General features: G+C 70.2%; 22 protein-coding genes and 4 pseudogenes. 8 read left to right on the top strand and 18 right to left on the bottom strand.

All coding sequences use genetic code 11. The annotated features are described in order from the left end of the window. Positions 1-4 precede the first annotated feature (4 nt). Genes ABT171_RS07615 through sbnA form a run of 4 tightly spaced genes read right to left on the bottom strand, consistent with a single transcriptional unit; the run spans position 5 to position 2,939 of the window. Entirely contained in the window at positions 5-742 is a 738-nt protein-coding gene (locus ABT171_RS07615) for a thioesterase II family protein (RefSeq protein ID WP_351240846.1), read from the bottom strand. Continuing rightward, positions 739-948, bottom strand: a complete 210-nt coding sequence (locus ABT171_RS07610) for an MbtH family protein (RefSeq protein WP_351240844.1) — start codon at positions 946-948, stop codon at positions 739-741. The genes ABT171_RS07615 and ABT171_RS07610 overlap by 4 nt, the downstream gene beginning before the upstream one ends. A gap of 3 nt (positions 949-951) precedes the next feature. Beyond that, positions 952-1,947 (bottom strand): 2,3-diaminopropionate biosynthesis protein SbnB, encoded by a 996-nt coding sequence (gene sbnB / locus ABT171_RS07605; RefSeq protein ID WP_503074417.1) that lies wholly within the window; start codon positions 1,945-1,947, stop codon positions 952-954. A gap of 38 nt (positions 1,948-1,985) precedes the next feature. Beyond that, complete coding sequence (gene sbnA / locus ABT171_RS07600; RefSeq protein WP_351240840.1) at positions 1,986-2,939, bottom strand: 2,3-diaminopropionate biosynthesis protein SbnA; 954 nt, start codon at positions 2,937-2,939, stop codon at positions 1,986-1,988. Between the two features lie 565 nt (positions 2,940-3,504). Between sbnA and ABT171_RS07595 the strand changes: the two are divergent. Next, a pseudogene (locus ABT171_RS07595) lies at positions 3,505-3,642 on the top strand (pirin family protein); the annotation flags it as partial. 64 nt (positions 3,643-3,706) lie between these two features. Here the strand turns inward: ABT171_RS07595 and ABT171_RS07590 are convergent. From ABT171_RS07590 to ABT171_RS07580, 3 genes are all read right to left on the bottom strand, one after another. Beyond that, complete coding sequence (locus tag ABT171_RS07590) at positions 3,707-5,794, bottom strand: trehalose-6-phosphate synthase (RefSeq protein WP_351240838.1); 2,088 nt, start codon at positions 5,792-5,794, stop codon at positions 3,707-3,709. Between the two features lie 78 nt (positions 5,795-5,872). Next, complete coding sequence (locus ABT171_RS07585) at positions 5,873-6,082, bottom strand: hypothetical protein (protein ID WP_351240836.1); 210 nt, start codon at positions 6,080-6,082, stop codon at positions 5,873-5,875. Positions 6,083-6,425: 343 nt separating this feature from the next. Next, a complete protein-coding gene (locus ABT171_RS07580; RefSeq protein WP_351240834.1) occupies positions 6,426-7,568 on the bottom strand; it encodes a carboxylate-amine ligase in 1,143 nt (380 codons plus the stop codon). A 669-nt stretch (positions 7,569-8,237) separates the two neighbouring features. Between ABT171_RS07580 and ABT171_RS07575 the strand changes: the two genes are divergently transcribed. Continuing rightward, positions 8,238-8,636, top strand: coding sequence for a hypothetical protein (locus ABT171_RS07575; RefSeq protein WP_351240832.1), 399 nt, complete (start codon positions 8,238-8,240; stop codon positions 8,634-8,636). 284 nt (positions 8,637-8,920) lie between these two features. On the opposite strand, the gene ABT171_RS07570 is transcribed toward ABT171_RS07575, so the two are convergent. From ABT171_RS07570 to ABT171_RS07545, 6 genes are all read right to left on the bottom strand, one after another. Beyond that, a complete protein-coding gene (locus ABT171_RS07570) occupies positions 8,921-9,427 on the bottom strand; it encodes a hypothetical protein (RefSeq protein ID WP_351240830.1) in 507 nt (168 codons plus the stop codon). Positions 9,428-9,558: 131 nt separating this feature from the next. Further along, positions 9,559-9,891, bottom strand: a complete 333-nt coding sequence (locus tag ABT171_RS07565) for a hypothetical protein (protein WP_351240828.1) — start codon at positions 9,889-9,891, stop codon at positions 9,559-9,561. A gap of 161 nt (positions 9,892-10,052) precedes the next feature. Further along, positions 10,053-10,481: a DUF7144 family membrane protein gene (locus ABT171_RS07560; protein WP_351240826.1), complete on the bottom strand. Its 429-nt coding sequence runs from the start codon at positions 10,479-10,481 to the stop codon at positions 10,053-10,055. A 33-nt stretch (positions 10,482-10,514) separates the two neighbouring features. Next, complete coding sequence (locus ABT171_RS07555) at positions 10,515-10,979, bottom strand: SHOCT domain-containing protein (RefSeq protein ID WP_351240824.1); 465 nt, start codon at positions 10,977-10,979, stop codon at positions 10,515-10,517. A 105-nt stretch (positions 10,980-11,084) separates the two neighbouring features. Then, positions 11,085-12,431, bottom strand: coding sequence for a hypothetical protein (locus tag ABT171_RS07550; RefSeq protein WP_351240822.1), 1,347 nt, complete (start codon positions 12,429-12,431; stop codon positions 11,085-11,087). A gap of 258 nt (positions 12,432-12,689) precedes the next feature. Next, positions 12,690-12,887 carry a DUF8691 family protein gene (locus ABT171_RS07545; RefSeq protein WP_351240820.1) on the bottom strand — a complete coding sequence of 66 codons (198 nt, stop codon included), beginning with the start codon at positions 12,885-12,887 and terminating at the stop codon, positions 12,690-12,692. Between the two features lie 403 nt (positions 12,888-13,290). Here ABT171_RS07545 and ABT171_RS07540 point away from each other — a divergent pair, with 403 nt between their 5' ends. Beyond that, positions 13,291-14,028: a flavodoxin family protein gene (locus ABT171_RS07540; protein ID WP_351240818.1), complete on the top strand. Its 738-nt coding sequence runs from the start codon at positions 13,291-13,293 to the stop codon at positions 14,026-14,028. Between the two features lie 358 nt (positions 14,029-14,386). Next, complete coding sequence (locus ABT171_RS07535) at positions 14,387-15,028, top strand: carbonic anhydrase (protein WP_351240816.1); 642 nt, start codon at positions 14,387-14,389, stop codon at positions 15,026-15,028. A 126-nt stretch (positions 15,029-15,154) separates the two neighbouring features. Here the strand turns inward: ABT171_RS07535 and ABT171_RS07530 are convergent, their stop codons facing one another. Beyond that, on the bottom strand, positions 15,155-17,842 hold the full coding sequence (locus ABT171_RS07530; RefSeq protein ID WP_351240814.1) for a helix-turn-helix transcriptional regulator: 2,688 nt from the start codon (positions 17,840-17,842) through the stop codon (positions 15,155-15,157). 516 nt (positions 17,843-18,358) lie between these two features. Further along, complete coding sequence (locus ABT171_RS07525) at positions 18,359-20,083, bottom strand: sensor histidine kinase (RefSeq protein ID WP_351240812.1); 1,725 nt, start codon at positions 20,081-20,083, stop codon at positions 18,359-18,361. 50 nt (positions 20,084-20,133) lie between these two features. Between ABT171_RS07525 and ABT171_RS41855 the strand changes: the two are divergent. After that, a pseudogene (locus ABT171_RS41855) lies at positions 20,134-20,329 on the top strand (hypothetical protein); the annotation flags it as partial. 183 nt (positions 20,330-20,512) lie between these two features. Further along, the gene (locus ABT171_RS07520) at positions 20,513-20,971 is read left to right on the top strand and encodes a pyridoxamine 5'-phosphate oxidase family protein (RefSeq protein ID WP_351240810.1); all 459 of its coding nucleotides are present in this window, start codon (positions 20,513-20,515) and stop codon (positions 20,969-20,971) included. 112 nt (positions 20,972-21,083) lie between these two features. Here the strand turns inward: ABT171_RS07520 and ABT171_RS07515 are convergent. Further along, a pseudogene (locus ABT171_RS07515) lies at positions 21,084-21,395 on the bottom strand (zinc-binding dehydrogenase); the annotation flags it as partial. Here ABT171_RS07515 and ABT171_RS07510 point away from each other — a divergent pair. Then, positions 21,303-21,713 carry a CBS domain-containing protein gene (locus ABT171_RS07510; RefSeq protein ID WP_503074359.1) on the top strand — a complete coding sequence of 137 codons (411 nt, stop codon included), beginning with the start codon at positions 21,303-21,305 and terminating at the stop codon, positions 21,711-21,713. The pseudogene ABT171_RS07515 and the gene ABT171_RS07510 sit on opposite strands and share 93 nt — an antisense overlap. Before the next feature lie 100 nt (positions 21,714-21,813). Next, a complete protein-coding gene (locus tag ABT171_RS07505) occupies positions 21,814-22,506 on the top strand; it encodes a response regulator (RefSeq protein ID WP_351240808.1) in 693 nt (230 codons plus the stop codon). A gap of 91 nt (positions 22,507-22,597) precedes the next feature. On the opposite strand, the pseudogene ABT171_RS07500 reads toward ABT171_RS07505, so the two are convergent. Together ABT171_RS07500 and ABT171_RS07495 are read right to left on the bottom strand one after the other, a co-directional pair. Beyond that, positions 22,598-22,937 (bottom strand): annotated as a pseudogene (locus tag ABT171_RS07500) (phosphoketolase family protein); the annotation flags it as partial. A 40-nt stretch (positions 22,938-22,977) separates the two neighbouring features. Further along, positions 22,978-23,706: a hypothetical protein gene (locus tag ABT171_RS07495; RefSeq protein WP_351240806.1), complete on the bottom strand. Its 729-nt coding sequence runs from the start codon at positions 23,704-23,706 to the stop codon at positions 22,978-22,980. Between the last annotated feature and the right edge of the window lie 562 nt (positions 23,707-24,268).

Genomic DNA, 24,268 nt, shown 5'->3' with positions numbered 1-24,268 from the left:
TTTCTCAGCCCCGTGCGGGGAAGGCGCGTGTGATCGTCTCCGCCAGCTGTCGTTCCGCGCCGCGCACATACAGGTGGGGGGCACCCGGGAACAGGTGCAGTTCGAAGTCGGCCGAGGTGTGCTCGCGCCAGCCGTCGAGCTCCGCCTCGTCCACGCTGTCGTCGGCCGAGCCGGCGAGAACGGTCAGGGGGCAGGGCAGGGGTGCCTCGGTCCGGTGCGTGTACGTCTCGCACAGCGTCAGGTCCGCGCGCAGCACGGGCAGCAGCAGCTCCCGCAACTCGGCGTCCAGGTCGTCGAACTCGGCTGTGGCGAGCAGCTCGTCGTCCGGCAGCGTGTGCCGCGGGTCGCGGTCCGGCAGGCCGGGGGCGCGCATGCCCGACAGGAACAGGCGGTCGGGCAGGCGCGTGCCGAGCCGGCGCAGCTGCCGGGCCGTTTCGAAGGCGATCAGGGAGCCCATGCTGTGGCCGAAGAAGGCGTACGGCTGGTCCGTGTGTTCCGCGATGAGCGGCGCCAGCGCGGCCACGGCTTCGTCCATGGACGTCAGGGCCGGATCGGTGAAACGGTTCTCCCGGCCGGGCAACTGGACCGTACAGACTTCCACGGTGTCCGGCAGGTACGCCGCCAGCCGGTAGGAGGAGGCGCCGGCTCCGGCGTGCGGGAAGACGAACAGGCGTCGGCTCGCGGTGAGTTCACGGCTGCCGAGCCCGCGCAGCCAGGACGCTGCGAGGCCAGGGTCCGTCATCGGGACGCCCGTACGGAGCGCGGGGTCAGATCGGTCCACACCTGCTCTATGTGGTCCAGGCACTCCTGGCGGGTGCCCTGCGCACCGGTGGCGGTCCAGCCGGCGGGCAGGGCACGGTCGGCGAACCAGACCGAGTACTGGTCCTCGTGGTTCACCACGACGACATACCGGTCGTCGGCGGGACCTGGTGCGGGTGAGGCGCTCATGCGTCAGACCCCCACACCGGTGAAGAAGTCGCTCTCGCGGTGGCCCCTGCCCGCGGCGACGACCCGGTCGTGCACCCACTTGCCGACGGCGAGGTCGAGTACGCCGAGTCCGAACGGCGAGAAGATCGCCGGGCGTCCCTGGTCCCGGCGCAACCGCCCGCGCAGCAGGTCACCGAGGGTGCCGTCGACGAAGTCCCGTTTCCCGGTGCGCTGTTCGGTCAGGTGCAGCGAGGTGCGCTCGCGTACGGCGTGGTCGACGTCGTCGGTGACGTTCTGGGCAGCGAGGATCATCTCGGGGGCCAGGTCGCGCAGGGACAGGTGCAGGACGACCGGGTTGTGGGCCAGCAGCCCGGGGTCGTGCAGGTGCGGCTCGCCGGCCACCGTGGCCAGCAACACCAGGTCGCAGTCGGTGAACGCGGCCTCCACCGTGTCGGCGACCACGATCTCGGCCTTGGTGTGCTCGGCCAGGACGGCACCGAAGCGGCTCACGGCCGCCGGGTCGAGGTCGAAGAGCCGGAAGGCGTCGATCTCCCAGTCGAGATCACGCAGGAACCGCCATACGTGCTGGGCGATCAGCCCCGTGCCCACGATGCCGACCCGGCGGGCACGACGCGCACCCAGCAGCGTCTGCGCACCGAGCACCGCCGAGGCCGCCGTCCGCGTCGCCGAGACGATCGAGGACTCCATGCAGGCGAACGGGTAGCCGGTGACACAGTCGTTGAGGATCAGCGTGGCCGAGGCGCGCGGGATTCCCTGCTTCGTGTTGTCCGGAAAGCTGGCGATCCACTTGTTGCCGGCGACCTCGAACTCGCCGCCCAGGTAAGCGGGCAGGGAGATGATGCGCGATCGGCTCTGATGCGGGAAGCGCAGGAACGAGCTGTGCGGGTTCGAGCTCTGCCCGGCGTCGTGCGCGAGGTAGGCGGCACGGACGACCTCGAGGAGCTCCGGACGGTGGGCGTCCGTCTCGGCGGCGATGTCGCCCGCGCCGATGACGGTCATGGGCGGTGGAGCCAGGGTGGACACGGAGTGCTTCTCCTTCAGTTGACGGCCATGGCTTCGACGTCGGAGGCCTTGACCGCTTCCGAGCGCAGCTGCCGGACCCACGCGGGGTTGTAGACGGTCTGGGCGTAGGCCTGGCCGCGGTCGGCGGCGATGAAGGCGACCCGGGGACGGCGTGCGCCGGGACGGTGGCGAGCGAAGTGGTCCTGGACGGCGGCATAACTGCTGCCCGTCGAACCACCGGCGTAGAGCCCGTACTTGGCGACCAGGACACCGCATGCCTCGACGGCGCGCACCTCGGAGACGATCTCGACCTGGTCGATCAGCGCCTCGCCGCACAGCGGAGGCACGATGCTGGAGCCGATGCCGGGGATACGCCGTTTCTTCGGCGGCCCTCCGAAGATCACCGAGCCTTCGGTGTCGACGGCGACGATCACGCAGCGCGGGTACGTCTCCTTGATCCGGTGGGAGAGTCCGGCGATCGTGCCGCCCGTGCCCACACCGACGAAGAGGTAGTCGAGCGGGCCCGCCTGCGCGATCAGTTCGCCCGCGGTGAAGCGGTAGTGCGCGTCACGGGCATCCGGATTGGCGTACTGGTTGGGCCAGTACGCCGAGTCGAGGTCGCCCAGCAGTTCCTGCACCCGGGACAGCCGGGACTTCAGGTAGCTGCCCGCCGTGTCACGGACGGAGACCTTCTCCACCCGCTCGCACAGTAAACGGAGTTGGGCCTCGGTGGCCTCGTTGCAGTTCGGATCGATGACCGGAACGAACGACAGGCCGAGCATACGGCAGTAGAAAGCAAGAGCCAGCGCAAAATTGCCGGACGACGATTCGACCACCGTGGTGTCGTGCGCTATCTCCCCTCGGCCGATCGCTCGTTCCAAAATCCACAGTGCCGAACGGTCCTTGGTACTTCCGGCGGGATTGCAGAATTCCAGCTTGGCGACGATGTCGCACTGCTCGTCCGCCAGGGGAACCAACGGGGTCCCCATGAGGCCCCTGCGGATTTGTTTTGTCCGTTCGACCAGAAACTGATCAGCACGCCTGTGGAGCATGGGCCGAGTGTGGCATGGGGCCGGACAAGGCGGCTCAACCGCGACTCAAGTGCCGTCGGCTCCGCAACCACTTGAGTGCTGTGGAGCTCCGGCGGGAGCAAACCGTGCGGAAGCCGATCGGATCGATGCTTGGACGGGTGGCGCTGAGCCCTGTGCTGGGGCCGGCGGTCGGCACCCTGCTGATCTGGGGTGCCACGGGGTACGAGCACAGCGATACCTGGGTCGCGTGGACGCTGCCGTGTGCGAGCGCCGTCATCGGCCTGGCGGCCTGGGCGGCCACCGTCACGGAGCACAGCTCCGTGGGATGGGGAACCGCGTCATTCGGTACTTCTGTACGCGCTCCGTCTTCGTCAGGGACCGCGGCGCCGCCTTCTTCGTGTTGTAGATCTCCGTCAAACGCGCGACGGCCGTGTCCTGGTCCGCGAACCCCACTCCTCCCTCTGCTTCCCGGCGACCTGCGGAAACAGCGACGGACTGCGATAGGGGGTGGAACCTCGTCGCCCGCTCCCCGGAGGAGATCGTGCAGGCTCGCGAGGACTCGATGAAGGGGGCCCGCTTCGGCGAGGGCTACGACGGGGCCCCGCTGCCAGCCCCCGAGCTGCCGCCGGTGCCGTTGAAGCCGCCCGGAAGGGTGCGCTGAACTGTCAGATCAGCTCACGTACCCACCATTTCGGGGGCGGAGCCCGGCCTGGTGACCGAGGTGGTCAGGGGGTGTGCGGGGAGTAGGCGTTGCGGATGGCGGTGATGATGGTGCGGGCCCATTCTGCAGGGGGCGGGGTGTCGAGCAGGTCTGCCAGGTGTGTGATGTGCGCGAGGCGTTCGGCTGTGCTCATGTTGACCGCGGTGCGCAGGGTGTCGACCAGGTCGTGGGGGTGCAGTGGGTCGGTGAGCAGGGCGGCGGTTCCCAGGTGCTGTGCGATGCCGGCATGACGGGACAGGATGAGGACGCCGGGGCGGTTGGTGGCGTGGTGCGTGGTGATGTACTCCTGGGCTGTGAGGTTCATTCCGTCGGCGAGTGAGGTCACCCAGAACACATCGGCTGCCAGGTAGTGGTCGATGACCTCGGGGAAGGCCAGGTTGTGGGGGATGTAGTCGACGGGCTGCCATTGCCGGCTGGACCACTGGCTGTTGATGCGGGCGATCGCGGTCTCGAGTTCCCGGCGGGTGGAGTCGTAGGCGTGGATGCCGTCTTCCGGTGGTGGGCAGACCAGGCGGAAGCGAATCTGTCCCCGTAGCCGGGGGGTCTGGTTCAGGAGGTCGTCCAGTGCGCGGATCTTGTGAACGGGTGCCTTGGCGTAGTCGAGTCGTTCCACGGACAGCACCAGTTGGCCGCCGTCGTGTCGGGGGTGGGTCTGGGCCCGTGCCCTGGCGAGGTCTGCCACGGCTGTGCGGTCGATGCCGAGGGGGTGGACACCGGTGCGCGGCACGGGTCCTCGGGTGCCGGCGAGGAGGCGACGGAAGTTGTCGGCGCAGTCGGGGGTGTGGAATCCGGCCCAGTGCAGGTGTCTGAGCGAGTCGAGGAGCTGTGCGGCGGCCGGGATGCGGCGGAAGACTTCCGGGCGCGGGAAGGGCGTGTGATGGAAGAGCCCGATGGCCAGGTCGGGCCGCTGGGCCCTGAGGGCGGCCGGTACGAGCCACAGGTTGTAGTCGTGCAGCCAGACAGTGCCGTTCTGGGCGGCGAGGGCGCTGATGTGACGGGCGAACAGGGCGTTGACCTGTTCGTAGTCGGCCCAGTGGGCGGACCGGTCCTGGATGAGGTGAGGCTGGGACATCAGGGCCGGCCAGAGCGTTTCCTTGCAGACACGGTGGAAGTAGCCCTGCCACTGTTCGGGGCGCAGCGGCAGCAGGGACAGGGGCAGGCCGTCGGTGACGGGCTCGTGGATGGCGGGCGGCGATGCTTCGCCGGTGTGGGCGGCTGCCCACACCGCGTCCATCCGCTTGTCGGCGAGGGCGGACCGCAGGGTCGGCAGGATCCCGTTCGGGCTGGACGGTGTCTGCCAGGCACCGTCCAGCCAGCGCACGGGCGGGCGGTGATAGCCGATGACCACCGACCGGCGCGGCAGCCAGCCGAGGCGGTGCATGCCTTCGAGGACGGCGGCGGCTCCGTCCAGGCCGCTGCGGTGGATCCGCGCGCTCGCGGGAGCACGGGCGGCGAGCGCGGGCTCCGCGTTGGCCACCACGACCGCGTGCGCGCCCAGGCAGAACAGGGAGAGGTCGTTGAGGGAGTCCCCGGCCACGAGCATGGCCTGCCGGGCCCATCCCAGCCTGTGTCCGAGCAGGTGCAGGGCACGTCCTTTGCTCGCACCGGCCGGCAGGACGTCGAAGTAGCGCCCCGAGGCGTACGACCAGGAGCATCCCAGCTCCTTCACCGCGGCCGTGAGGTCGTCCGAGAGGTCTTCGGGGTGCAGATAGAAGGAGCAGCGGCCCTCCTGGGAAACGCCTTCCTGGTACACCAGCTGCGGGAATCGCCTCAGCGCCGCCCGAACGCGGTGGGCACCCGGCCACCCGGCGCGCAGCCGCGCTTCGAGGGCCTGGAGACGGACGGTGCGGACGGCGTCGATGACGCTCGCTCCCACATCGGCGATGATCCAGCGCGGTGGGGGCACCAGAGGGTCATCCCGCAGTAGCTGCTGTACGGACGTCAGGCCACGTCCCGTCGCGAAGACCAGCGTGATGTCCGGGTTCTGCTTCAGCTCGTCGCGCAGGCGCCGCCGATCGCTTGCGTCGCCTCCCAACAGCGTGCCGTCCAAGTCGGTCACGAGGACCCTGGCCAAGCCGGATCTGTCGCCCACAGACGCTCCCTTCACGGTCACGGCGCCGACGCTGAGAGACGCGGGGTGCCCCCCACGTGCCGGAGCGGGCAGGAGGCATCACCAGCCCGGGTCGTGGGTTACCGGATCGATGACCCGTCCTGCCTCATCGGCGTCCGGATTCGACGAGGGAACCCGGACGTCCTGGATCGCCCGGCCCAGCCGTGCCTCGCGGACGTCATCACTCGCAATAAGCCGGGCGATCAGGGCTGCCGGCACACAGCGCGCGGCCTCCACGAGCCGGTCGATCACAGGATCTGCCACTGCCATGAATCCTCCCCATGTGGGCCCGGTGTGCCACAGCTCGTCAGCTGCATTGCCGGCCCAGCCAGCGCGATGGGCACGACGGGCTCGGAGATCCCGGTGTCTTCCAAGCGGTCGTGTCCGGCTTGGATACGAAGGCATGGAACCTGGCCTGGGTGTCTTGTTGTTTCTCGGCGGTCACGAGGCACATCCCGTCTGTCGGCCTCCGGCTTGGGGCGCTCGGAAGCGGGACAGAGCGCCGGATGTGTCACGGCGCTCCCCTAACGAGCCTTGTCGCTGACTGTGCGCCATGCACATCGGGATACCGTCACGTTGGACCATTCGGGTGATGCCTGTGGTGCGGCAGGCGTCATGGCTCGTCGGACGCGTCGCGTCGATCCGAAACGGAGTGTCTGCAGTAGTCGAGTGCGGTCATGGAGTGGATGAGGTGGTCGACGACATCGGGGAGGTGGCCCCGCTGGCGGTAGGCCGCTCGCTGGCGGTCGGCGCCGTTTCCATGGGTGAGCAGATGCGTCTGGGCGGCTTGCAGGGAGGCCAGGTCAGCGGTGCCGAGAGCAGCGCTCACGGCATCCGCGAGACGCTTGTTGAGTACGGCGGCAGGTTCGAGTCGCCCGGTGCGCGGATCGATGGTGTCACCGGCCAGACCGTCGTGCGCGGCGCGCCAGCATGCGGCTCTGAGCAATTCCGGCCCTACCTCGGGCGCGGGCTGGGAGCGGCGGATGGCGGCGAAGGCGGTTGCGGCCAGGCCCTTGATGACACCAGCCAGCAGCACGGTGTCCATGACGGTGGGCAAGGCGTCGGCGACCCGGACCTCCACGGTGGGCACGTGGTGGGAGGGCCGGATGTCCCAGTACAGGCTGCCGCGGTCCATCACGGTGCCTGACGTGACAAGGGTGTCGACCAGCCTCTGGAAGTGATCACGGGAGGTGAAGTAAGGGGGCGGGCCGGCCACGGGCCACCGTCCCCATGTCGTGGTGCGCCAACTGGCGTATCCGGTGTCCTGGCCTTCCCAGTAGGGCGAGTTGGCGGTCATCGCGATGAGCGCAGGCAGCCAGGGACGCAGGTGGTTGCTCAGCTGCACGGCGGTGGTTTCGTCGGGGACGCCGACGTGGACATGAGCGGCGCATACAGTCTGCTCGTGGTCCAGGGCGCCGTAGGTGGCGACGCTTTGCGCGTAGCGGTCGCCCGGGGTGACGGGCGGAGGAGTCTGCTGGCCGAGCACGGGTGTGCCGCTGGAGATGACGGCCAGCCCGAGGCGAGCGGCGGCTCTTGAGACGGAGGCGCGGGTGGAGCGGAGCTGGTCGCCCAGGCGCGTCAGGCTGGTGTGGGGGTCGGTACGGACCTCGACCTGATAGCGCGTGAACTCAGTGGTGACACGCTCGCCGAGTTCTGCCGCGGCCAGGGCCACGACCTTCTCGGCTTCTGGGCTCACCTGGCGGGAGACCGGGTCCACCAGCAGGTACTCCTCTTCCACCCCCACGGTCACTGGCACCGATCTGTCCGATGTCCGGGGAGGCGCGTCACCAGCCTCCTGCGCTTCCTTCCCAGCGGCCGCCGCCCCATTCTCGCCCTTCACGGTAACCATTCTGTCACGCAATGTAGCGAGACTGACGATATCCGGCTATCCGGCACGGGCCACCCACGCAGAAGAAGACGCAGGTAGTCGTCATCGACAGCGGGCCCGCGACATGCACAGCGCCAGCGCTGCCGGCCCGTCGGGGCGTCGACGTCACGGTGCCGGCAAGAGAGCGCTTCCCCCGCTACCACGTGGGAGAATCCCTTTTGTCTTCCCTCCCGTCCGTTCCTGGACGTGACGGGAGCCAAAAGGCTCGTGGAACAGCACGGATTCGTCCGGAAAACGACGACCAGATCCCCCGGCTTGGATCACGTCCACGCATGTGGCGTACGGCTGGGCGCCGGCAGGTCACGCCAGGAGACACCGGTCTGGATCTTGTAGACCGTTGAGGACCTGCCGGTCCGCGACGCGCGGCCGCCCCCTGACTGACGGTTCGCGGTAGCAGTGGAGCGAGTAACTCCCACGCGGAATCGGTGAGTTCATGGCGGCGCATCACACCCACCGGTGAACTCCTCGGCACCGCTGCCCTCTTGCATGCCCGGACGCCGCCCCAGGGCACGAAGTGGCGCTGTCGACACCGTCCTCGTGAGTCTGGTCCCGACGGCGGTCGCCGTGGCCACGGGCGAAGACCTGGTGCGCGCCCTGACCGCTTCCCCCGGCCCACTCGCCCGTCCGATGGTCGCGGTGCTGCCCGCGCAGGCGGCCCGCGTCGAGCTGCTGTCGACCTCCGCCGGAGGGACCGTGCCCGCGTCCTACGACGCAGAGGACGCCGCCCGTGCCCTGGCCCCCGCCGCAGCTCGCGCCGACTGGCTCGCGCGACCGCCGGGCGCGGTACCGGAGGGCTGCCTCCTCGGTCGGCGCGGTGCAAACACGGCCACGCCCTTGATGGAGGCGACCATGGCGATCCCGGCCGCGGTGGGAAGCAGCTCCCAGACGCCCCGGCCGCTCACGTCCGGCCAGGAGGGGACGGGCAGACCCGCCTGAGACACCACCGGTCAGCGTCACGCCATGACCGGCCAGGTCCGCCACGGCCGGCACGACGACGGCAGCCGCGCACCCCACCGGCGTCGGCACGGCACGCAGCACGGGTGCGGCGCGCAGGGCCTTCTTCAGAACGATGATCAATCCGCTGCTGTTCCCGGGGCGGCTGCGGGGCCTCACCACCCTCCTGCCGGGGCCAGTGCTGCCCGGAGCCACCAGCCGGGTGCATCGCCCGGCAAGGTTCGCCACGGCAGCCCAGCCCGTGTTCCTCGGACCGGCCGTTCCCCTCAGACACGGCTGAGAGGCGGCCCCTGAGCGCAGTGGGCAGGGGGATTGTTGCCGCTCACGTTGAAATCGGCGCAGGTGAGAAACAGATAGTTGAACTGGCCGAGCAGGAAGGCCAGGACTCCGATGATGAGCGTGACAGCAACGGCTGCCAGACGCTCATGCACAGGGAGTTCTGCGTAGTCGGGGAGGAGGATCCTTGAGAGCAGCCATGTCAGGATCGGGGCGCCCACCAGGTTGAGGACCTCTTCGAAGTAGTGAAGGTAGGGGAATCCCTTGGTTCTCGGCGCCACGATGGCCAGGACGATCCAGAGCGAGGGGAGGAACAACGCGAGCCAGCCACCCCAGGGCAGCGCTTCCCTCTTCCTAAGGATCGCGCCCGAGAGCAGTACTGCGGTTGCCACCGCCCACAGCGTCAGCACGTCGTCGAAGAAAACGGCGTTGTACGCGCCCAGCGTGAAGGCGGGCCACCAGATGATGAGCGTACCCCCCGCTGCCGCGGTGGCCATGGCCCGCAGGGTGGAGTCGATCTGCCGCGACCTTCGTTGCCGCCCCGGATCCGGCGCACAGGATGTTTCGTCATACATATGGTGTGCGTCCCCGATGACGAGGGCGCACACCACACTTTCACTGGTTCGGGTCAGTGGCCTCCATGGCCCCCTCCATGGCCCCCGCCATGGTCGCCGCCGTGGCCCCCACCGTGGTCGCCGCCGTGGTCGGACCCACCGTGGTCCCCATGGTCGTATCCGCCATGGTCGTATCCGCCGTGGTCGTATCCGCCGTGGTCGCCGTAGTTGTCGCAACCGTTGTCCCACCAGTCCTCGCAGTCGCGGTTGAAGTGGTGGGAGTACGAAGAGGCGTGAGCCGGGGTGGCCGCCGCAGCGGACCCGGCCGCGCCGATCGCGGCGCCGCCGGCCATCAGAATGCCGGCCGCGGAAACCGCGAAGAGGCGCTTGGTGCGCTGTGCTCGCATCAGTCATTCCTTTCGTTGCACTGTCTCGCGCGACGGACGGATACGCGAGAACCATGGCCGCGCCGAGGAAGTGGATGTGCGGCGCGGTCTCAAGTGGTCCAGGGACCGTGGGCCGGTCGAACCGGTCGCATGGGCTGGTCGGCCCGTCGAGGGGTGCGGCATCAGTCGAGGAGGCCGGAGGAGCCGTCCTGTCGCACCACGCACAGTGCCCAGATGATGAATCCGGAGAAGGCGATCACCACGACCGACCAGATCGGGTAGTACGGCAGGGACAGGAAGCTGGCGATGATGATGAGCGCGGCGATGGCCACTCCGCACACGCGCGCCCACGGGGCGCCCTTGAGGAGTCCGGCGCTGACGACGACGGCGACGACGCCCAGGATCAGGTGGATCCAGCCCCAGCCCGTGAGGTCGAACCGGAACACGTAGTTGGGCGTCGCGACGAACACGTCGTCATGGGCGATCGCCATGATGCCGCGGAAGATGGCCATCAGCCCGGCGAGCATCAGCATGACTGCTCCGAACGCTGTCAGGCCGGTCGCCCATTGTTCCTTGGCGGTGGGCGTACGTGCGGTGTGTGTGGCGGTCATCGTGCTGCCTCGTTTCTTTGCTGAGCGATGTGCTCAGTCCGCGGAAGCGGAGGGAACGGATCGCGGGCGTTCGGATGCGCCGCTGCCGGTGAGCACCAGTTCCTTCGCTCGCCGGAACTCGTCGTCGGTGATATCTCCGTGGGACCGCATGTCGGCGAGCTTCGAGAGTTCCTCAGCGCGGGTGAGGGGCGCGCCTGCCCGGGCGGTCTGGCGGATGTACTCGTCGACCGCCTGCTGCTGCGCCTGGGCCTGTTGGACCTCGCGGCGGCCCATGCCCTTGCCGCGAGCGATCAGGTAGACGAAGACGCCCAGGAAGGGCAGGACGACGACGAACAGCGTCCAGCCGGCTTTGCCCCAGCCACCCAGGGCGTCGTCGCGGAAGATGTCGACGACGACCCGGAAGAGCAGGACGAACCACATGATCCACAGGAAGAACACCACCATGGACCAGAAGACGCTCAGCGCCGGATAGTCGTAGGCGAGGTAGCTCTCGCTCATGTTGCTTCCTCCCGTCCCAGGTCTGCACCCGGTAGTCCTTCTGCACTGCTCTCAGCGTGCGCGGGGCGGAGCGGGCCGGCCTCACCCGCGGGGGGTGAACGGCAGTCAGGGAACCGACGGGTGCGGCTCGTCGGTGGACAGCCCCGTGGCTGCGGCCAGCGCCGCCGTGAGTGCCAGCACGGCGACGACCAGCACGAGGACGAGTGCCACCACGCCGACCGTGGGGTGGTTCCACAGCACGAGGGCCAGGGCGCCGGCCGCGATGGTGACACCGCTGGTCCATGACCGGTGCCGGGCCAGCCACTGTCCGGCGTGACCGGTGCGCACACCGATGCGGCTCAGTCCGTGCCCCGCCGCCGTGGTACCCCGCTGCGCCACCGACCGCACGGCGCGGGCCGCTCTGCCCGGCCCGTACAGGTAGGCGGCGAGCGCCGTGATCACCGAGACCACGAGCAGCGTACGGACGCTGTCACGCAGGAAGCGGATGACGGTGTCGTAGATCACCACGGCGGCGTCGTGAGGCAGCGTGGCCGGGGGCACCGAGTCGAGGTAGACACTCCGCACCACGGCCAGGCCCACGAGCAGCACGATCATCATGGCACCGGTGCCGATGGAGACGGCCATCAGCATCACCCGGTGCCCAGGCGCGGCCCACACGGCCGCGGCGGCCACGGCGAGCGTCAGTACGGGCAGCCAGGTGCCGACGATGTCGAGCAGCCGCATCAGGTTCTGCGCCTTGTCGAGCTTGTCGGCGCGGAACAAGGTGACCGAGCGGTCGACCTGCGGGATGGCGGAGGCCTTCTTGAAGCCGGCGTCGGCGAGGCGCTGCTTCACCTGGTCGATGACCACCCCGATATCCAGCTGGACGGTGTCACCTGTGGCCTTGAGCGCTCCCTGCCCCTCGCCGGTGAGCATGCCCACCACCGACGACTGCGCCCGCCGGTTGCCGACCACCCACGCCTCCTTGAAGACGTCACTGGCCACCACCCGGTTGATGACGCGGTGCACGACCGTCTGCACGGCGGAGCGCAGAGGGCCGGTGAGGGCCTTCGACGCGTCGACGACCCGGGGCGGCGCACCGTTGTCCGCGAGCAGCTTCGTCAGGGAGGCCGTCACCGCCTGGACGTCCACCTGGGTCACCACGCGGTCGGTCAGCCGGTTCACGAGGGCACTCTGCACGGCCGGTTCGGATGCGAGCGGTGCCACGGTCTGCACATAGCGGTCGGTGTCCGCGATCGTGTCGTGGACCCAGACCGCGACGACGGCCAGGGGTGCGAAGACGAGCGTCAGCACCAGGAGGACCGAGGCAGCCACCCGCCGCAGACGCCGGTGGCGTACCTGCGCCGCCCGGCGGAGCCTGTCATACTCGGCGCGTTCCTCGGCGGACAGGGCCTGAACGGTCTCCACGGGCCCGCCGGAGCCGGACGGTCCGGAGGCGGTGTCGGAACCCATGGCCCCTCCTCACATGATCAGAGGGCCCGCGACCGTACGGCCGACGGGGCCGTGCGGCGACCTCACCGGATCAGCGTCCGCCGGCCGGTTGCCGTCGGCGTCACCCTTGGCGGGTGATCCGTGCGGCGGGCCGGAGGGATGAAGTGGTACCGCGGGCGGGCAGGCAGCGGGCCCGGGAGGCATGGGTGCTCGCGGCCACGGCCAGGGCTGGTTCCCGACGACAGGAGCAGGAGCCGCTGGATGGCGGCTCCTGGCGCATCACTCCGGCATCTGGCGCAGTTCCAGCACGCGCAGGCCCAACGACTGACACCGGGCGAGCAGTCCGTACAGGTGCGCCTCGTCGACAACCGGGCCGTACAGGATCGTCTGGCCGCACATCACCACGTGGTCCAGCTCAAGGAACGCCTTGGCCAGCACATCCGTCATTTCCCCGTCGACGCGAATCTCATAGCGCATCGGCTGCTCCCCCACCTTCCCTTGAAGGCAGTGCCAGTCCCTGTCCGTGCGATCCTCCACTGCCGGCCCCGTTCCGACCTCACCCGTAGGAGGTGACGCCGCCGCCCGGCCCGCGCCTTCGTGCGCGTCGATGCGCCAGGGCGGCCATGAAGGCGTTGATCAGAAGGTCGAGGACGGAACGGGGCCTTGACGGCCGGCAGAGGGCCGCGAGCGCCGGACCGTGCCGCCACGAGGACGGCACCGGGCCGCACGCCCCGGGCACTCGTCGGTCGCCGCGGGGCGCCGGCAGCCGAGGCCGTTCGGAGGCGCTGCGGTGGCGCCCGCCAGGGCCGGCCCGCACGCTGGATCCCGATGTGGACGACTCGCCGCACACCTTGCGGCGGCAGGGCTCAGGGAGGACCGCGTGACCGCTTCGTCGCCCGCCACCGACACGCCGCCGGCTCGGTACGACGACCTGCGGGCCCTGGTGATCAACTGCACCCTCAAACGCTCGCCGGAGACGAGCAACACCCAGGGGCTGATCGACCGCAGCACCGCCATCCTGGATGCCCGGGGAGTACAGGCCGACGTCGTACGGGCCGTCGACCATGACATCGCCACCGGCGTGTGGCCGGACATGCGTGAGCACGGCTGGAAGACGGATGCCTGGCCGGACCTGTACCGACAGGTCATGGCGGCCGACATCCTCGTCCTGGCCGGCCCCATCTGGCTGGGCGACAACAGTTCCGTGATGAAGCAGGTGATCGAGCGTCTCTACGCCTGCTCCAGCCTGCTCAACGAGCAGGGCCAGTATGCCTATTACGGCCGGGTCGGCGGCTGTCTGATCACCGGGAACGAGGACGGCGTCAAGCACTGCGCCATGAACGTCCTCTACAGCCTGCAGCACCTGGGGTACACCATCCCGCCCCAGGCGGACGCCGGTTGGATCGGCGAGGCGGGTCCCGGCCCCTCCTACCTCGACCCGGGCTCCGGCGGCCCGGAGAACGACTTCACCAACCGCAACACCACCTTCATGACCTGGAACCTTCTCCACCTGGCCCGGGCCTTGAAGGATCTGGGCGGCATCCCCGCCTACGGCAACCAGCGCACCGCCTGGGACGCCGGCTGCCGTCACGACTACGAAAACCCCGAGCACCGGTAGGCGCGCCAAGGGCTGGACAGCTCCGCCATCGCCCCGGATCTGGAAGTCGCCGCTGTGAAGGGCACCCGCCCCGGCACACCGGACGCACCGGTCGCCCGGCAGATCCACTCCTGTGGCGTACATGCCTGCCCCGCGGCGGTGTCGTTGGGCGTTGTGTGACGGCGTCGTGGGAAGAGGCTTGCGCATGGCCGGGCGGTCAGGGCGGGCTGGTGTTGGCCGGACAACTGCGCAGCGCACTGAGGAGGCGGATCGAGGGGGACATCGCCCGGCGTCTGGGCGTGCCGGCCACGGAGGCGCAGAGGCCGTCGACCGTGGACCCGGCCGCGTGCCTGTGCTGGGCCGGCCGTACCCTGCGGCCATGACAGAGATCCAGGCCGCAACCCCTCATGAAGCCTTCGAGCTGCTGCTGGCCGGCAACCAGCGGTTCATCGCGGGCGCCCCGGCGCACCCGAACCAGGACGCCACCCGCCGCACCGAGGTCGCTCCGTCCCAGCGCCCGTTCGCCGTGCTGTTCGGATGCTCCGACTCCCGCCTGGCCGCCGAGATCATCTTCGATCGCGGTCTGGGCGATCTCTTCGTCGTGCGCACCGCCGGCCACGTCATGGGCCCGGAAGTGATCGGCAGCATCGAATACGGCGTCGACGTGCTGGACTGCCCCCTGGTCGTGGTCCTCGGCCACGACTCGTGCGGCGCGGTCGGCGCCGCGTGCGCCGCGCTGGAGGACGGCATGGCGCCGGCCGGCTACATCCGGGACGTCGTCGAGCGCGTCACTCCCAGCGTGCTGGCGGCGAGGGCCGCCGGACGCGTGAATGCCGACGAGATCCTCACGGAGCACATAAGGCACACCGTCGACCTGCTGCTGGACCGCTCCCGCCTCCTGGCCGAGCGGGTCGCCGCCGGGCAGGCCGCTGTCGTGGGCCTGTGCTACAGCCTGGCCGACGGGACCGCACGCCTCGTCGCGGCCCGCGGCCTGGAGATGCCCGCCGCCCCGGCTGTGTAAGGATCCGGGGCAGTGTTCTGCGGATCGGAGCGATGAGGCGTACCCCCTGCCGTCGAGCTCGCGCAGGAACCCGTACAGCCCCCGGCGCAGGCGTCGCGTGCCGGGGCCGCCCGGAAGAGGAAGCGGTCACAGGAGACCGAGCTCACGCGCCCGGTACACCGCATCATGGCGTCGGTTCACAGCGAGCTTGCGGTAGGCGCTCTTGAGGTGGGTCTTGACCGTGTTGACCGACACGTACAGATCGGCGGCGATCTCCTCCGTCGACATCATCTGGGCCAGCCTTTGCAGCACGTCACGTTCGCGTCCGCTCAGTTCTTCCACCACCGGCAGCGGCGGATGCTCCCCGGGCCGCGCCGGGCCGCCGGTCGGAGGCCCGGGTGTGAGCCAGCCATCGGCCAGTGCGCGGAGCGGTCCCGTGCGCAGCAGCGGCCGCAGCCATGGTCCGGCTTCCCGGAAGGGGCGCCGCAGCCGCTCCCGCCGGGCCTCCCGGAGCGCCTGGGCCACGAGTCTGCTCTGCGCGGCGAAGTCCCCGGATTCGCCTGCCGCCTGCGCCCGGACCAGTGCGGCCCGTACGGATATCGCGGGTCCGACGTCGCTGTGTGACCGCATCGCGTCCAGCAGTTCGACCGCGGTGGCGGTCCCGCCCGTGGCCAGCTCCGCCTGTGCGGCCCCCACCAGACAGACCGGCTCGCGGCAGGGCTCCTCCTCCAGCAGCTTGACGGCCATCTCCGGCCGGCCCTCGGCGAGGTGGGCAGCGGCGGCCACCGACGCCGTGTGCGCCTCGGCCCAAGGGGACGCCACGTCGGCGACGACTGCCCGATCCGCCGCTTCGAGCGCGGCCCGACTCTCACCGCGGGCCAGCAGGACACGCCCGATCACTACGGCCCGCGCCGCTTGGACCACAGGATCCAGCGGCGGATGCGGTGTGTCCACCGCGGCATCGAGCAGCGCCTGGGCGTGGTCCAGTTCGTCACGGTCGACGGCCACCGCCGCCAGGACCAGCGATCCCAGCCCAGGCCCGGTCTCGCAGGGAAGGCCGCGACGGTTCCCGACGGCGATCGCGGCCCGGGCCCTGCGCTCGGCCCTGCCCGGCCAGCCCTTGAGGTAGTCCATCAGAGCCAGATGGCCCAGACACTCCTCCCGCGCCCCTGCCGTCGACGCGGCCTTACCGGAGTCGACCACGGTGGTCAGGGTCGCTCGCGCGTCGCCGAAACGGCCCGCCCACAACCGAGTGGATCCGAGGTGGGTGAGCAGAAGGGCAGTCAGCTCGGGGTGTTCTTCCAGAAGCCGGCCCGGCACCCGGCGCCGAGGCTTCTCGGCGGCCTCGGCGGCCATCTCCGCCCGACCGGGCGACCCGGTCAGCCGTGCGACCAGGGCTTCCAGGAGGGAACAGCTCAGCCGGGCGGCGGCCAGGCCGGGGGGATCGTCTTCGGTTGATCCGTCCTGTTCGGCCAGGGCTCGTGCGGCCCGTTCCAGTCGGGGCAGGCCGCGCTCGACGTCGCACCGGGACAGTTCACGGGCCGCACGGACGAGGTCGGTTGCGGGGTTCCTCGGCCAGGGCCCCATCCGTGAGAACAGCTCGGCCAGATCCTCCGAGCGCAGGCCTGTGAACATCTGCCCGATGGCGAGGTCATCGACCAGGGCACCGGCGGCGCACTCCCAGTCGTCCGCCGCGGCGGCGTGGCAGAGTGTCTCGTCGAGAGACCCGAAGCGCCGCAGCCAGTGCGCCGCACGGCGGTGGAGTTCGGGCTCCAGCCCGGGAGCGCGCACGCGCAGGTGGGCGCGGAGGATCTCACCGAACAGCGGGTGGAGCCTGAACCAGCCGTGTCCCAGGTAGTCCACGAACGCGTTCTCGCGGTGAAGACCGGTCAGGATGCCTTCGGCGTCGGTGCGCCCGATGAGCGCGTTGGCCAGGTCAGGACAGAAGCGTTCGAGGATGCTGATCCGCAGCAGCAGGTCCTGCGTCTCGGCCGATTGCCGCTTGAGCACCTCGGCCAGCAGGAAGTCGGCGATCGTGGTGCGGTTGGCCTCGAACTCCCCCAGGTACGTCTGCGGGTCCGCCTCTCCCTGTGCGGCCAGGGCGCTCAGACGCAGGCCGGCTGCCCAGCCCCGGGTGCGCTCCACCAGCGCACCGACGGCGTCGGCTGGGAGGTGCAGGCCGTGCAGTGTCAGCAGTTCGGCCGCCTCCTGCGGGGTGAAGGCGAGCTCGGCGTTCCTGATCTCCGTGATGGCGCCGGCCGCCCGGTAACGGTACAGCGGCAGGAGCGGCTCGGTGCGCGTCACGAGAACCAGATGCATCCCGCGGCCTGCGGGCTGAAGGACGGATTCCAGCTGGTCCGCGATCTCCGGGTCGGTCACCCGGTCGTACTCGTCGATCACCAGGAGCACGGGCGTGTCCCGAGCGCTCAGCTCGGCGGCGAGCCGCGTGAGCAGCGCCTCGTCCACGCGGCCGGCCTCGGCGGGTACGCCGACCTCGGTGGACAGTGACACGCCGGCCAGGCGCAGGGCCTGGAGAAGATAGGCCCAGAAGGTGCCGCAGCCCTTGTCGGCCACCCGCGCGGTGAGCCAGGCCACGGGTCCGTCCAGCGCCGCGGCCCAGTCGGCGACCAGCATCGTCTTGCCCGCTCCTGCGGCTCCGCCGACCACTGTCAACGGCGTCAGCAGAGCCTCGTCGAGGTGTGTGACCAGTCGATCGCGGCGCAGGAACGTCGGGGGACGGGCGGGTATGGCGAACCGCGTCCGCAGAAACGGGTCTCCCCGGGGATCAGCATGGGGTGTGGTGGGAACCGGTCCGTTCTCGTCCAGCACGGCCATGGAGCTCACCGCCACGGAGGTCGTCAGGTCGCGGAGGGTGTTCCCCCGTGCCTTCAAGCGTGTGCCTGCGCTGCCCCACGGCACATGGGCCAGAGGTCCCTGACCAGGGCAGAACAGCCCCGTGACAACGAGGAGCAGCGGCCGGGCCCACACAGCGCGACCGCGCTCAGCCCCTCCCGCCGCCGAAGTTCCGCCCTGCGGGCCCGACCTGCTCCCACTCCTCGGCCCGTACGGCTTCGCGTGCCTCGGCGGTGACCGCGCTTGCTTCGCGGGCCTCGGCCTCCGAGACCACCCGACGACGTGCCCCTCGCCGTCCAGCACCGGGAGGGCACTGACGCGCCGTTCCCGCATGGTCCTCACGACGTCCGTGGCGTCCTCCAGCGGCTCGAACGCCGTCGTGCTCCGACGGCCTTCGGCCTGCGTCCAAGGACTCGTTCCGTGCATGGGCCGAGAGGCCCCTCCCTGGCCCAGGCGGGCCGATGAGAGAGCTTCTGCTCCGGACACCCGCCCCGACGGCTATGCCGCGGGCAGCGGGACCCACCATTCCAGCGCAGCGCCGCCGCCCTCTGGTGTGGACACGACCAGCTGGCCCCCCAGCTGTTCCGCTCTCTCGGCCATGTTGCGCAACCCGCTGCGCCGGCCCTCGGACGGGATGCCGACGCCGTTGTCCGCAACGGTCAGTCTCACGTCGTGGCCGTCGGTCGCCAGAACGATCTGCGTCCGGTCGGCGTGGGCGTGGCGGGCGATGTTGGTGAGGGCCTCGGAGAGTACGGCCACGACGTGGTCGGCCACCTCGCGCGGCACATCGGTGTCGACCAGGCCTTCCATGCGCACGCTGGGGGCGAAACCCAGCACCGGGGATTGCTGGCCCACCACGTGTACGACCCGGGCCCGCAGCCCGTCGTCGGCGCCGCCCGCGCGGGCCCGCAGCCCGAAAATGGCCGACCTGATGATCTTTATGGTCTCGTCCAGGTCGTCCACGGCCCGCACCACCCGTTCTGCGGCCTCCGGGTGCTCGATGAAGCGGCCCGCGCTCTGCAGGGTCATCCCTGTGGCGAAGAGCCGTTGGATGGCCAGGTCATGCAGGTCCCGGGCGATCCGGTCACGGTCTTGCAGCACCGCGATCCGCTCGGCGTCCTTGCGGCGCTCGGCCAGTTCCATGGCGATCGCGGCCTGGGCGGCGAAGCCCCGCAGCGTCTCGGTCTCCGTGCCCGAGAACACCGGCCGGCCGGCGTCGCGGGCCACCAGCACCACGCCTCGGATGCCGCCTGACCCGGTGCCGATGGGGACGGCCACGGCAGGGCCCAGGCCCTGGAAGCGCGGTGGTTCGGGAGAGACCCGCTCGTCGTGGTTCACGTCGTCGCTGGCGACCGGGGCCGCGGACGAGAAGGCAAGGCCCATCAAGGTGCCGGACAGGGGCAGCACCAGTCCGCGGTGCGCATCCGCGTCGATGCCCACCGCGATCTCCACGGTGAGGGACCCGGTGCCCTCCATGGGCCTCGCCACCACCGCCAGAGCGGACCCCGTGATCTCACGTGCCCGTTCGGCGATCAGTCTGAGCGCTTCAGCCGGTGCGCTGGCGGACATCAGGCTGTGGCTGATTTCGGCGTTCGCCCACAGCCAGCGCTCGCGCAGCCGGGACTCCTCGTAGAGGCGGGCGTTGTCGATGGCCACGCCGGCCGCCACGGCCAGCGTGCACAGCACCGACTCGTCCTCCTCGTCGAACTGGACCCCGCCGCGCTTCTCGGTCAGGTACAGATTGCCGAAGACCTGGTCGCGGACCCGGATCGGCACGCCCAGGAAGCTGTTCATCGGTGGGTGGTGGGCCGGATAGCCGTAGGAAGCCGAATGCCGGGAGATCTTCTCCAGCCGGAGCGGCTCCGGGTTCCTGATCACTTCCCCGAGGATGCCGTGGCCCTCCGGGTAGTGGCCGATCCGGGTGATCTGCTCCTCGGTCATACCGACGGTGTGGAAGGCCGACAGTGAGCTGCCGTCGGGACCGATGACGCCCAGGGCGGCGTATTCGGCGTCGACCAGCACGGCGGCCGTCTCCACGATGGAACGCAGTGCCTGCTCCAGGTCCAGTTCCCGGCCGACGGAGAGGACCGCCTCCAGCAAGCGGTGCACGCGTTCCTGGGTACCCCGGGCGGCGTTGATCCGGGCCTGCAGCTCCTCCAGCAGCTCGTCGAGGTTGAGCTGCGGCAACCGCACACGGGGCGCTTCCGGGCCGTGACCCTCCATGTCCCCTCCAGCGTGATTCCGACCTTCGGGGTCAGCTGCCACGTTAGCCGTCCTCGGCGGGAAACGGCATCACGCCTGATCCGCGGCCGGGCGTCCGCGGCGAGCACGGCGGCGATCCGGGGTCGATCCACTTCTTCCACGCCACCGGACTGGACTGCGCCACCCGCTCGCCGTCCGGGTCCCGGTGGCCCTCTTGAGGCCGGCCGGGCGGCCGTGGTCGGCACGGACGCGAGTGACAGCGGGTGAGAGGGACGTCCGGCCCCTCGCTCGGGCCCGACCGGCACTGGAGAGCAGGTTCGCCGTGCAGGACAGTGAGAACAGGAGCGGCACCGGTCCCCCGCGGTGTCGCTCCGCCCCCGTCGCACCCCGGCACCCAGGAACCGACCCCAGCCGGTGGTCGAGCCCTTGCACACCTCGAAGAAGCAGTCCATGACCCGCGATCAGACCCCCGCGCACCAGCGCGTCGACCTCGACCCCGCCGAGGCGCTGCGGTTGCTGGGCAGCGTGTCGCTGGGAAGGATCGTCTTCACCCGGCAGGCCCTGCCCACCGTCCGCCCGGTCAACCACGTCCTGGACCACGGGGACATCGTGATCCGCACCCATGAGGGCGCGGCCCTGACGTCTCACGCCGAGGAAGCCCTCGGCACCGGCGTGGTCGTCGCCTACGAGGCCGATGCCATCGACCCCGCCAGCCACCTCGGCTGGAGTGTGGTCGTCACGGGTTACGCCCGTCTGGTGACCGATCCCGCTGAACTGGACCGCGTCCGGGAGCTGTTGCAGCCCTGGGTGCCGGCGGAGGGCACGGACCAAGCGGTACGCATCCGCCCCGAGATGGTCTCGGGTGTCCGCCTGACGGAGTCGGCCGCAACCGAGGGGACACCCGGCTGACCGCTCCTACCGTGCACAGCGGAGGCGGTACGAGTCCGACGTGCTCGTACCGCCTCCACCGTGATGCCGCAGCGATCACTCAGAGCGCCCGGGACGGGGCCCTGACGCTCTTCCGGATCCACAGGTCTTCGAGGTGCAGCGTGGCCGGCTTGCCGTGGACACCGGTGCCGGCCACGTGCCCACCGGGGCGGACCATCCGGGTGCACAGCTCGAAGCTCTCCGGCACGCCGGCCGCCTCGATCACCACGTCCGCGCCCAGCCCGCCGGTCAGATCGCCGACCAGCTGGCCGGGGTCCTCGCGGATGTCGGCCACCGCGTCGGCGCCGAGCCGATGGGCGGCCTCCAGCCGGGCCGGGGCCAGGTCGACGGCGGTGATCCGCTCGGGCGAGCACAGCCGGGCCGTGGCGATGGCAGCGAGGCCGATGACTGGCAGATCAGCGCCCTGCCCGTGATCGAGGGTGAGGACCGCCTGGTCGGCGTGGTCTCCGAGGCCGACCTGCTGCCCAAGGAGGAAACCCGGGACGACCCCGATGCGGGATATCCCCAGCTGCGCCAGCCGGTCGACGTGGCGGAGGCCGGCGCCCTCACGGCGGGAGACCTCATGTCGTCACCCGCCGTCATGATCCGCGCCGACGACGACATTGCCGAGAAGGTACGGCGCGAGATCGCCTCGTACCTGTTCCCGCCGCCGTCGTCCGCCGTGCAGGTGGCGATAGTCGCAGGGAATACCGCCACGGAGTGACTGGGGCCGATCGGCCCTGGTGCGACCGGTAGCCGCGGGTGATGATCGAACTCTGGGAACAGCCGGCAGTCTGTCATCGTCCAGGAGATGTGGGGTCGCCATGACCGAGACGCGCACCTTCAGCGAGCAGGACCGGATCCGCGTGTTCCTGCTCGACGACCACGAGGTGGTACGACGCGGCCTGGCCGACCTCCTCGACGCCGAACCGGACATCTGCGTGGTCGGCGACGCGGACACCGTCGAACACGCGCTCGTCCGGGTCCCCGCCGTGCGCCCCCACGTCGCCGTCCTGGACGTCCGCCTGCCCGACGGCAACGGCATCTCGGTCTGCCGGGAGCTGCGCGACCGGATGCCGGAGCTGGCGTGTCTGATGCTGACCTCCTTCGACGACGAGGAGGCCCTGCTGGACGCCATCATGGCCGGAGCCTCCGGATACGTCCTGAAGCAGATCAAGGGCTCGGACCTGGTGTCGGCGGTGCGCACCGTCGCCTCGGGCCAGTCGATGCTGGACCCGGCGACGACTGCCCGGCTCATGCGTTCCCTGCGCGCGGACCCGGCCGAGGCCCCGTCGCTGCCGCCCGAGCTGGCCGGTCTCTCCCCCAGGGAACGGGACATCCTGGCGCTGATCGGCGACGGACTGACCAACCGGGAGATCGGCAAGAGGCTCTACCTGTCGGAGAAGACCGTCAAGAACCACATCTCACGGCTGCTGGCCAAACTCGGTGTGCAGCGCCGGGTCCAGGCGGCGGTCCTCGTCTCCCACTTGGACGAGCGCGATTCCCGCGACCGATGAGCACGGCGGCTGTCCCGGGACGGCCCTCGCGATCGGACCGCCACCCACACCGCTCATGACACCCTGCCCGCCGCTCCTTGAGCCGACTGTGTCACTCAGCTGCCCGGCTCCGCTCCGCGACCTCGGGCAGGTCGGTGCCGTGCTCGCGGATCCACACATGGTGGCGGGTGCGGGCGTCGGCCATGGACCCTCCCTGTATCCGCGCAACGGCAGGTTCTTGTGGCCGGTGCGGCGGTAGGCGAGCCGGTGGATGAGCCACGGGTAGCCGTGGTAGGCGAAGATCACCGGTTTGTCGGGGGTGAACAGGCCGTCGTACTCGAAGTCGGGATGCCGTGCGGGTGTTCCTCCTGCGGCAGCAGCCGTGTCATGTCGACCACGTTGACCACCCGCACCGCCAGGCTCGGCAGGTTCCGGCGCAGCAATCGTGCCGCGCCACAACGGCCGCCTCGGTGAACCTTCCCGGTCGAAGCACTAGGTAGGCGGGGGCGGTGGTGGGGGCTCCTCCCCGCCGCCCGGCCGTGGTGGTGGAGGTGGTGGGGGCTCGTCAGCGCCGCCCGGGGAGTCCGGGTCCGCCGTGACGCTTCCGGGGCCTTTGACGGCGTCCAGCAGGGTACGTCCCTGCCGGTCCACTGCGCGGGTTACGGATTCCTGCAGGATGCCGAAGGCGAAGGCCCAGGCGCCTATCCGGGTGGAGGTGTCCAGGCTCGTCAGGCCGGGGATGAACTGGGCGCTGACCAGCAGTATGCCGGTTGCGGCGACGAGAGCGCCGACGGGGATCCGCAGGACTATCAGGCTGGTCGCCACGTGATAGGGACCCGCGGTCCCCCGCACGTCCTTCAGAGATACGGCACCGGCCACCGCCGCTCCGCACACGCCGAGGAATTCGAGGAAGAAGACACTCGCGGCCTCCGGTGTGCTGCCGAGCGGGCAGACCCTGGGCGGCGGAGAACAGAAGCGCGCGGCCACGTCCGGGGCCAGACTCGCCCACAGCCCGAGGGCGACCGCCAGGATCCAGAGGGCCAGGGCGGCAACGAGCACGAGCTGGGTGAAGCTGCGCACTCTTGCCCGTTGCGCCTCCTCCGCCTGGTAGGCCGCGTGCAGGGTGATCGCGCTGAGCTCCCTGAACTGGTTCCGGGCTTGCTCGTCACCGCGGAGCAAGTGTTGTTCCCGTATCTCAATTTCCAGCCGCCGCAGCAGCATGTCCTCCTTCTGGAGGTGCAGCCGGGCGTGCGACAGGGTGTACAGCCCCCTTGTTGAAGAGGTCGGGATCCGGCGCTATGCGAAGGAGGCCCACCTCTGCCTCATGCGCGTTGGCCAGCGCGCGATCGGCGGAGGCCCCCGACATCTGTCGGAACAAGTGACGTTGTTCCAGCACCCCTTGAGCCGCTGTCAGGTGACTCTGTATCTGCTGCGCGATCGCCCGGTCCGCGGGGGTGATCCCGCCGTGGGTCTCGCGCTCCCTCACGAATTTGTTCAACTGCCCCTGGAGATGCGCAACATGTGCGTTGACCCGCTGGTACCAGGAAGATCCGCGGCCCGGGACCTCGACGCTCCTGACGTCCCCGTGGGTTCTGCACTCTTCCATCAGTGCTCCTCCCTGGCAGGTCTCTCGCGCCCTCCTCTTCCAGTCGACACCCGGCCCGTTCACCGGACAACTCCTCCCCCTGCCGGCCCACCACGCACTGGACACCACTCGCGTTGCGGACCCCAGGCGAGAGCGAGACCATGGAGGTGAAGTACGGGCTCGTGTCTGAACGGGGCC

The organism is Streptomyces sp. NPDC001851 (assembly GCF_040297165.1).
Classification (GTDB): domain Bacteria; phylum Actinomycetota; class Actinomycetes; order Streptomycetales; family Streptomycetaceae; genus Streptomyces.
Note: the sequence above shows the minus strand (reverse complement) of the source record. Positions and strands in the feature narration are given on the sequence as shown.

Coding starts and splice junctions, on each gene's coding strand:
- ABT171_RS07615 (WP_351240846.1), bottom strand. CDS start 742: ATGACGGACCCTGGCCTCGCAGCGTCCTGGCTGCGCGGGCTCGGCAGC.
- ABT171_RS07610 (WP_351240844.1), bottom strand. CDS start 948: ATGAGCGCCTCACCCGCACCAGGTCCCGCCGACGACCGGTATGTCGTC.
- sbnB (WP_503074417.1), bottom strand. CDS start 1,947: ATGACCGTCATCGGCGCGGGCGACATCGCCGCCGAGACGGACGCCCAC.
- sbnA (WP_351240840.1), bottom strand. CDS start 2,939: ATGGGGACCCCGTTGGTTCCCCTGGCGGACGAGCAGTGCGACATCGTC.
- ABT171_RS07585 (WP_351240836.1), bottom strand. CDS start 6,082: ATGGCAGTGGCAGATCCTGTGATCGACCGGCTCGTGGAGGCCGCGCGC.
- ABT171_RS07570 (WP_351240830.1), bottom strand. CDS start 9,427: ATGGCCACCGCGGCAGCGGGGGGTACGCTCATCATCTGGTGGCCCGCC.
- ABT171_RS07565 (WP_351240828.1), bottom strand. CDS start 9,891: ATGCGAGCACAGCGCACCAAGCGCCTCTTCGCGGTTTCCGCGGCCGGC.
- ABT171_RS07560 (WP_351240826.1), bottom strand. CDS start 10,481: ATGACCGCCACACACACCGCACGTACGCCCACCGCCAAGGAACAATGG.
- ABT171_RS07555 (WP_351240824.1), bottom strand. CDS start 10,979: ATGAGCGAGAGCTACCTCGCCTACGACTATCCGGCGCTGAGCGTCTTC.
- ABT171_RS07550 (WP_351240822.1), bottom strand. CDS start 12,431: ATGGGTTCCGACACCGCCTCCGGACCGTCCGGCTCCGGCGGGCCCGTG.
- ABT171_RS07545 (WP_351240820.1), bottom strand. CDS start 12,887: ATGCGCTATGAGATTCGCGTCGACGGGGAAATGACGGATGTGCTGGCC.
- ABT171_RS07535 (WP_351240816.1), top strand. CDS start 14,387: ATGACAGAGATCCAGGCCGCAACCCCTCATGAAGCCTTCGAGCTGCTG.
- ABT171_RS07530 (WP_351240814.1), bottom strand. CDS start 17,842: ATGGCCGTGCTGGACGAGAACGGACCGGTTCCCACCACACCCCATGCT.
- ABT171_RS07525 (WP_351240812.1), bottom strand. CDS start 20,083: ATGGAGGGTCACGGCCCGGAAGCGCCCCGTGTGCGGTTGCCGCAGCTC.
- ABT171_RS07520 (WP_351240810.1), top strand. CDS start 20,513: ATGACCCGCGATCAGACCCCCGCGCACCAGCGCGTCGACCTCGACCCC.
- ABT171_RS07510 (WP_503074359.1), top strand. CDS start 21,303: ATGGGCGGCCTCCAGCCGGGCCGGGGCCAGGTCGACGGCGGTGATCCG.
- ABT171_RS07505 (WP_351240808.1), top strand. CDS start 21,814: ATGACCGAGACGCGCACCTTCAGCGAGCAGGACCGGATCCGCGTGTTC.
- ABT171_RS07495 (WP_351240806.1), bottom strand. CDS start 23,706: ATGCTGCTGCGGCGGCTGGAAATTGAGATACGGGAACAACACTTGCTC.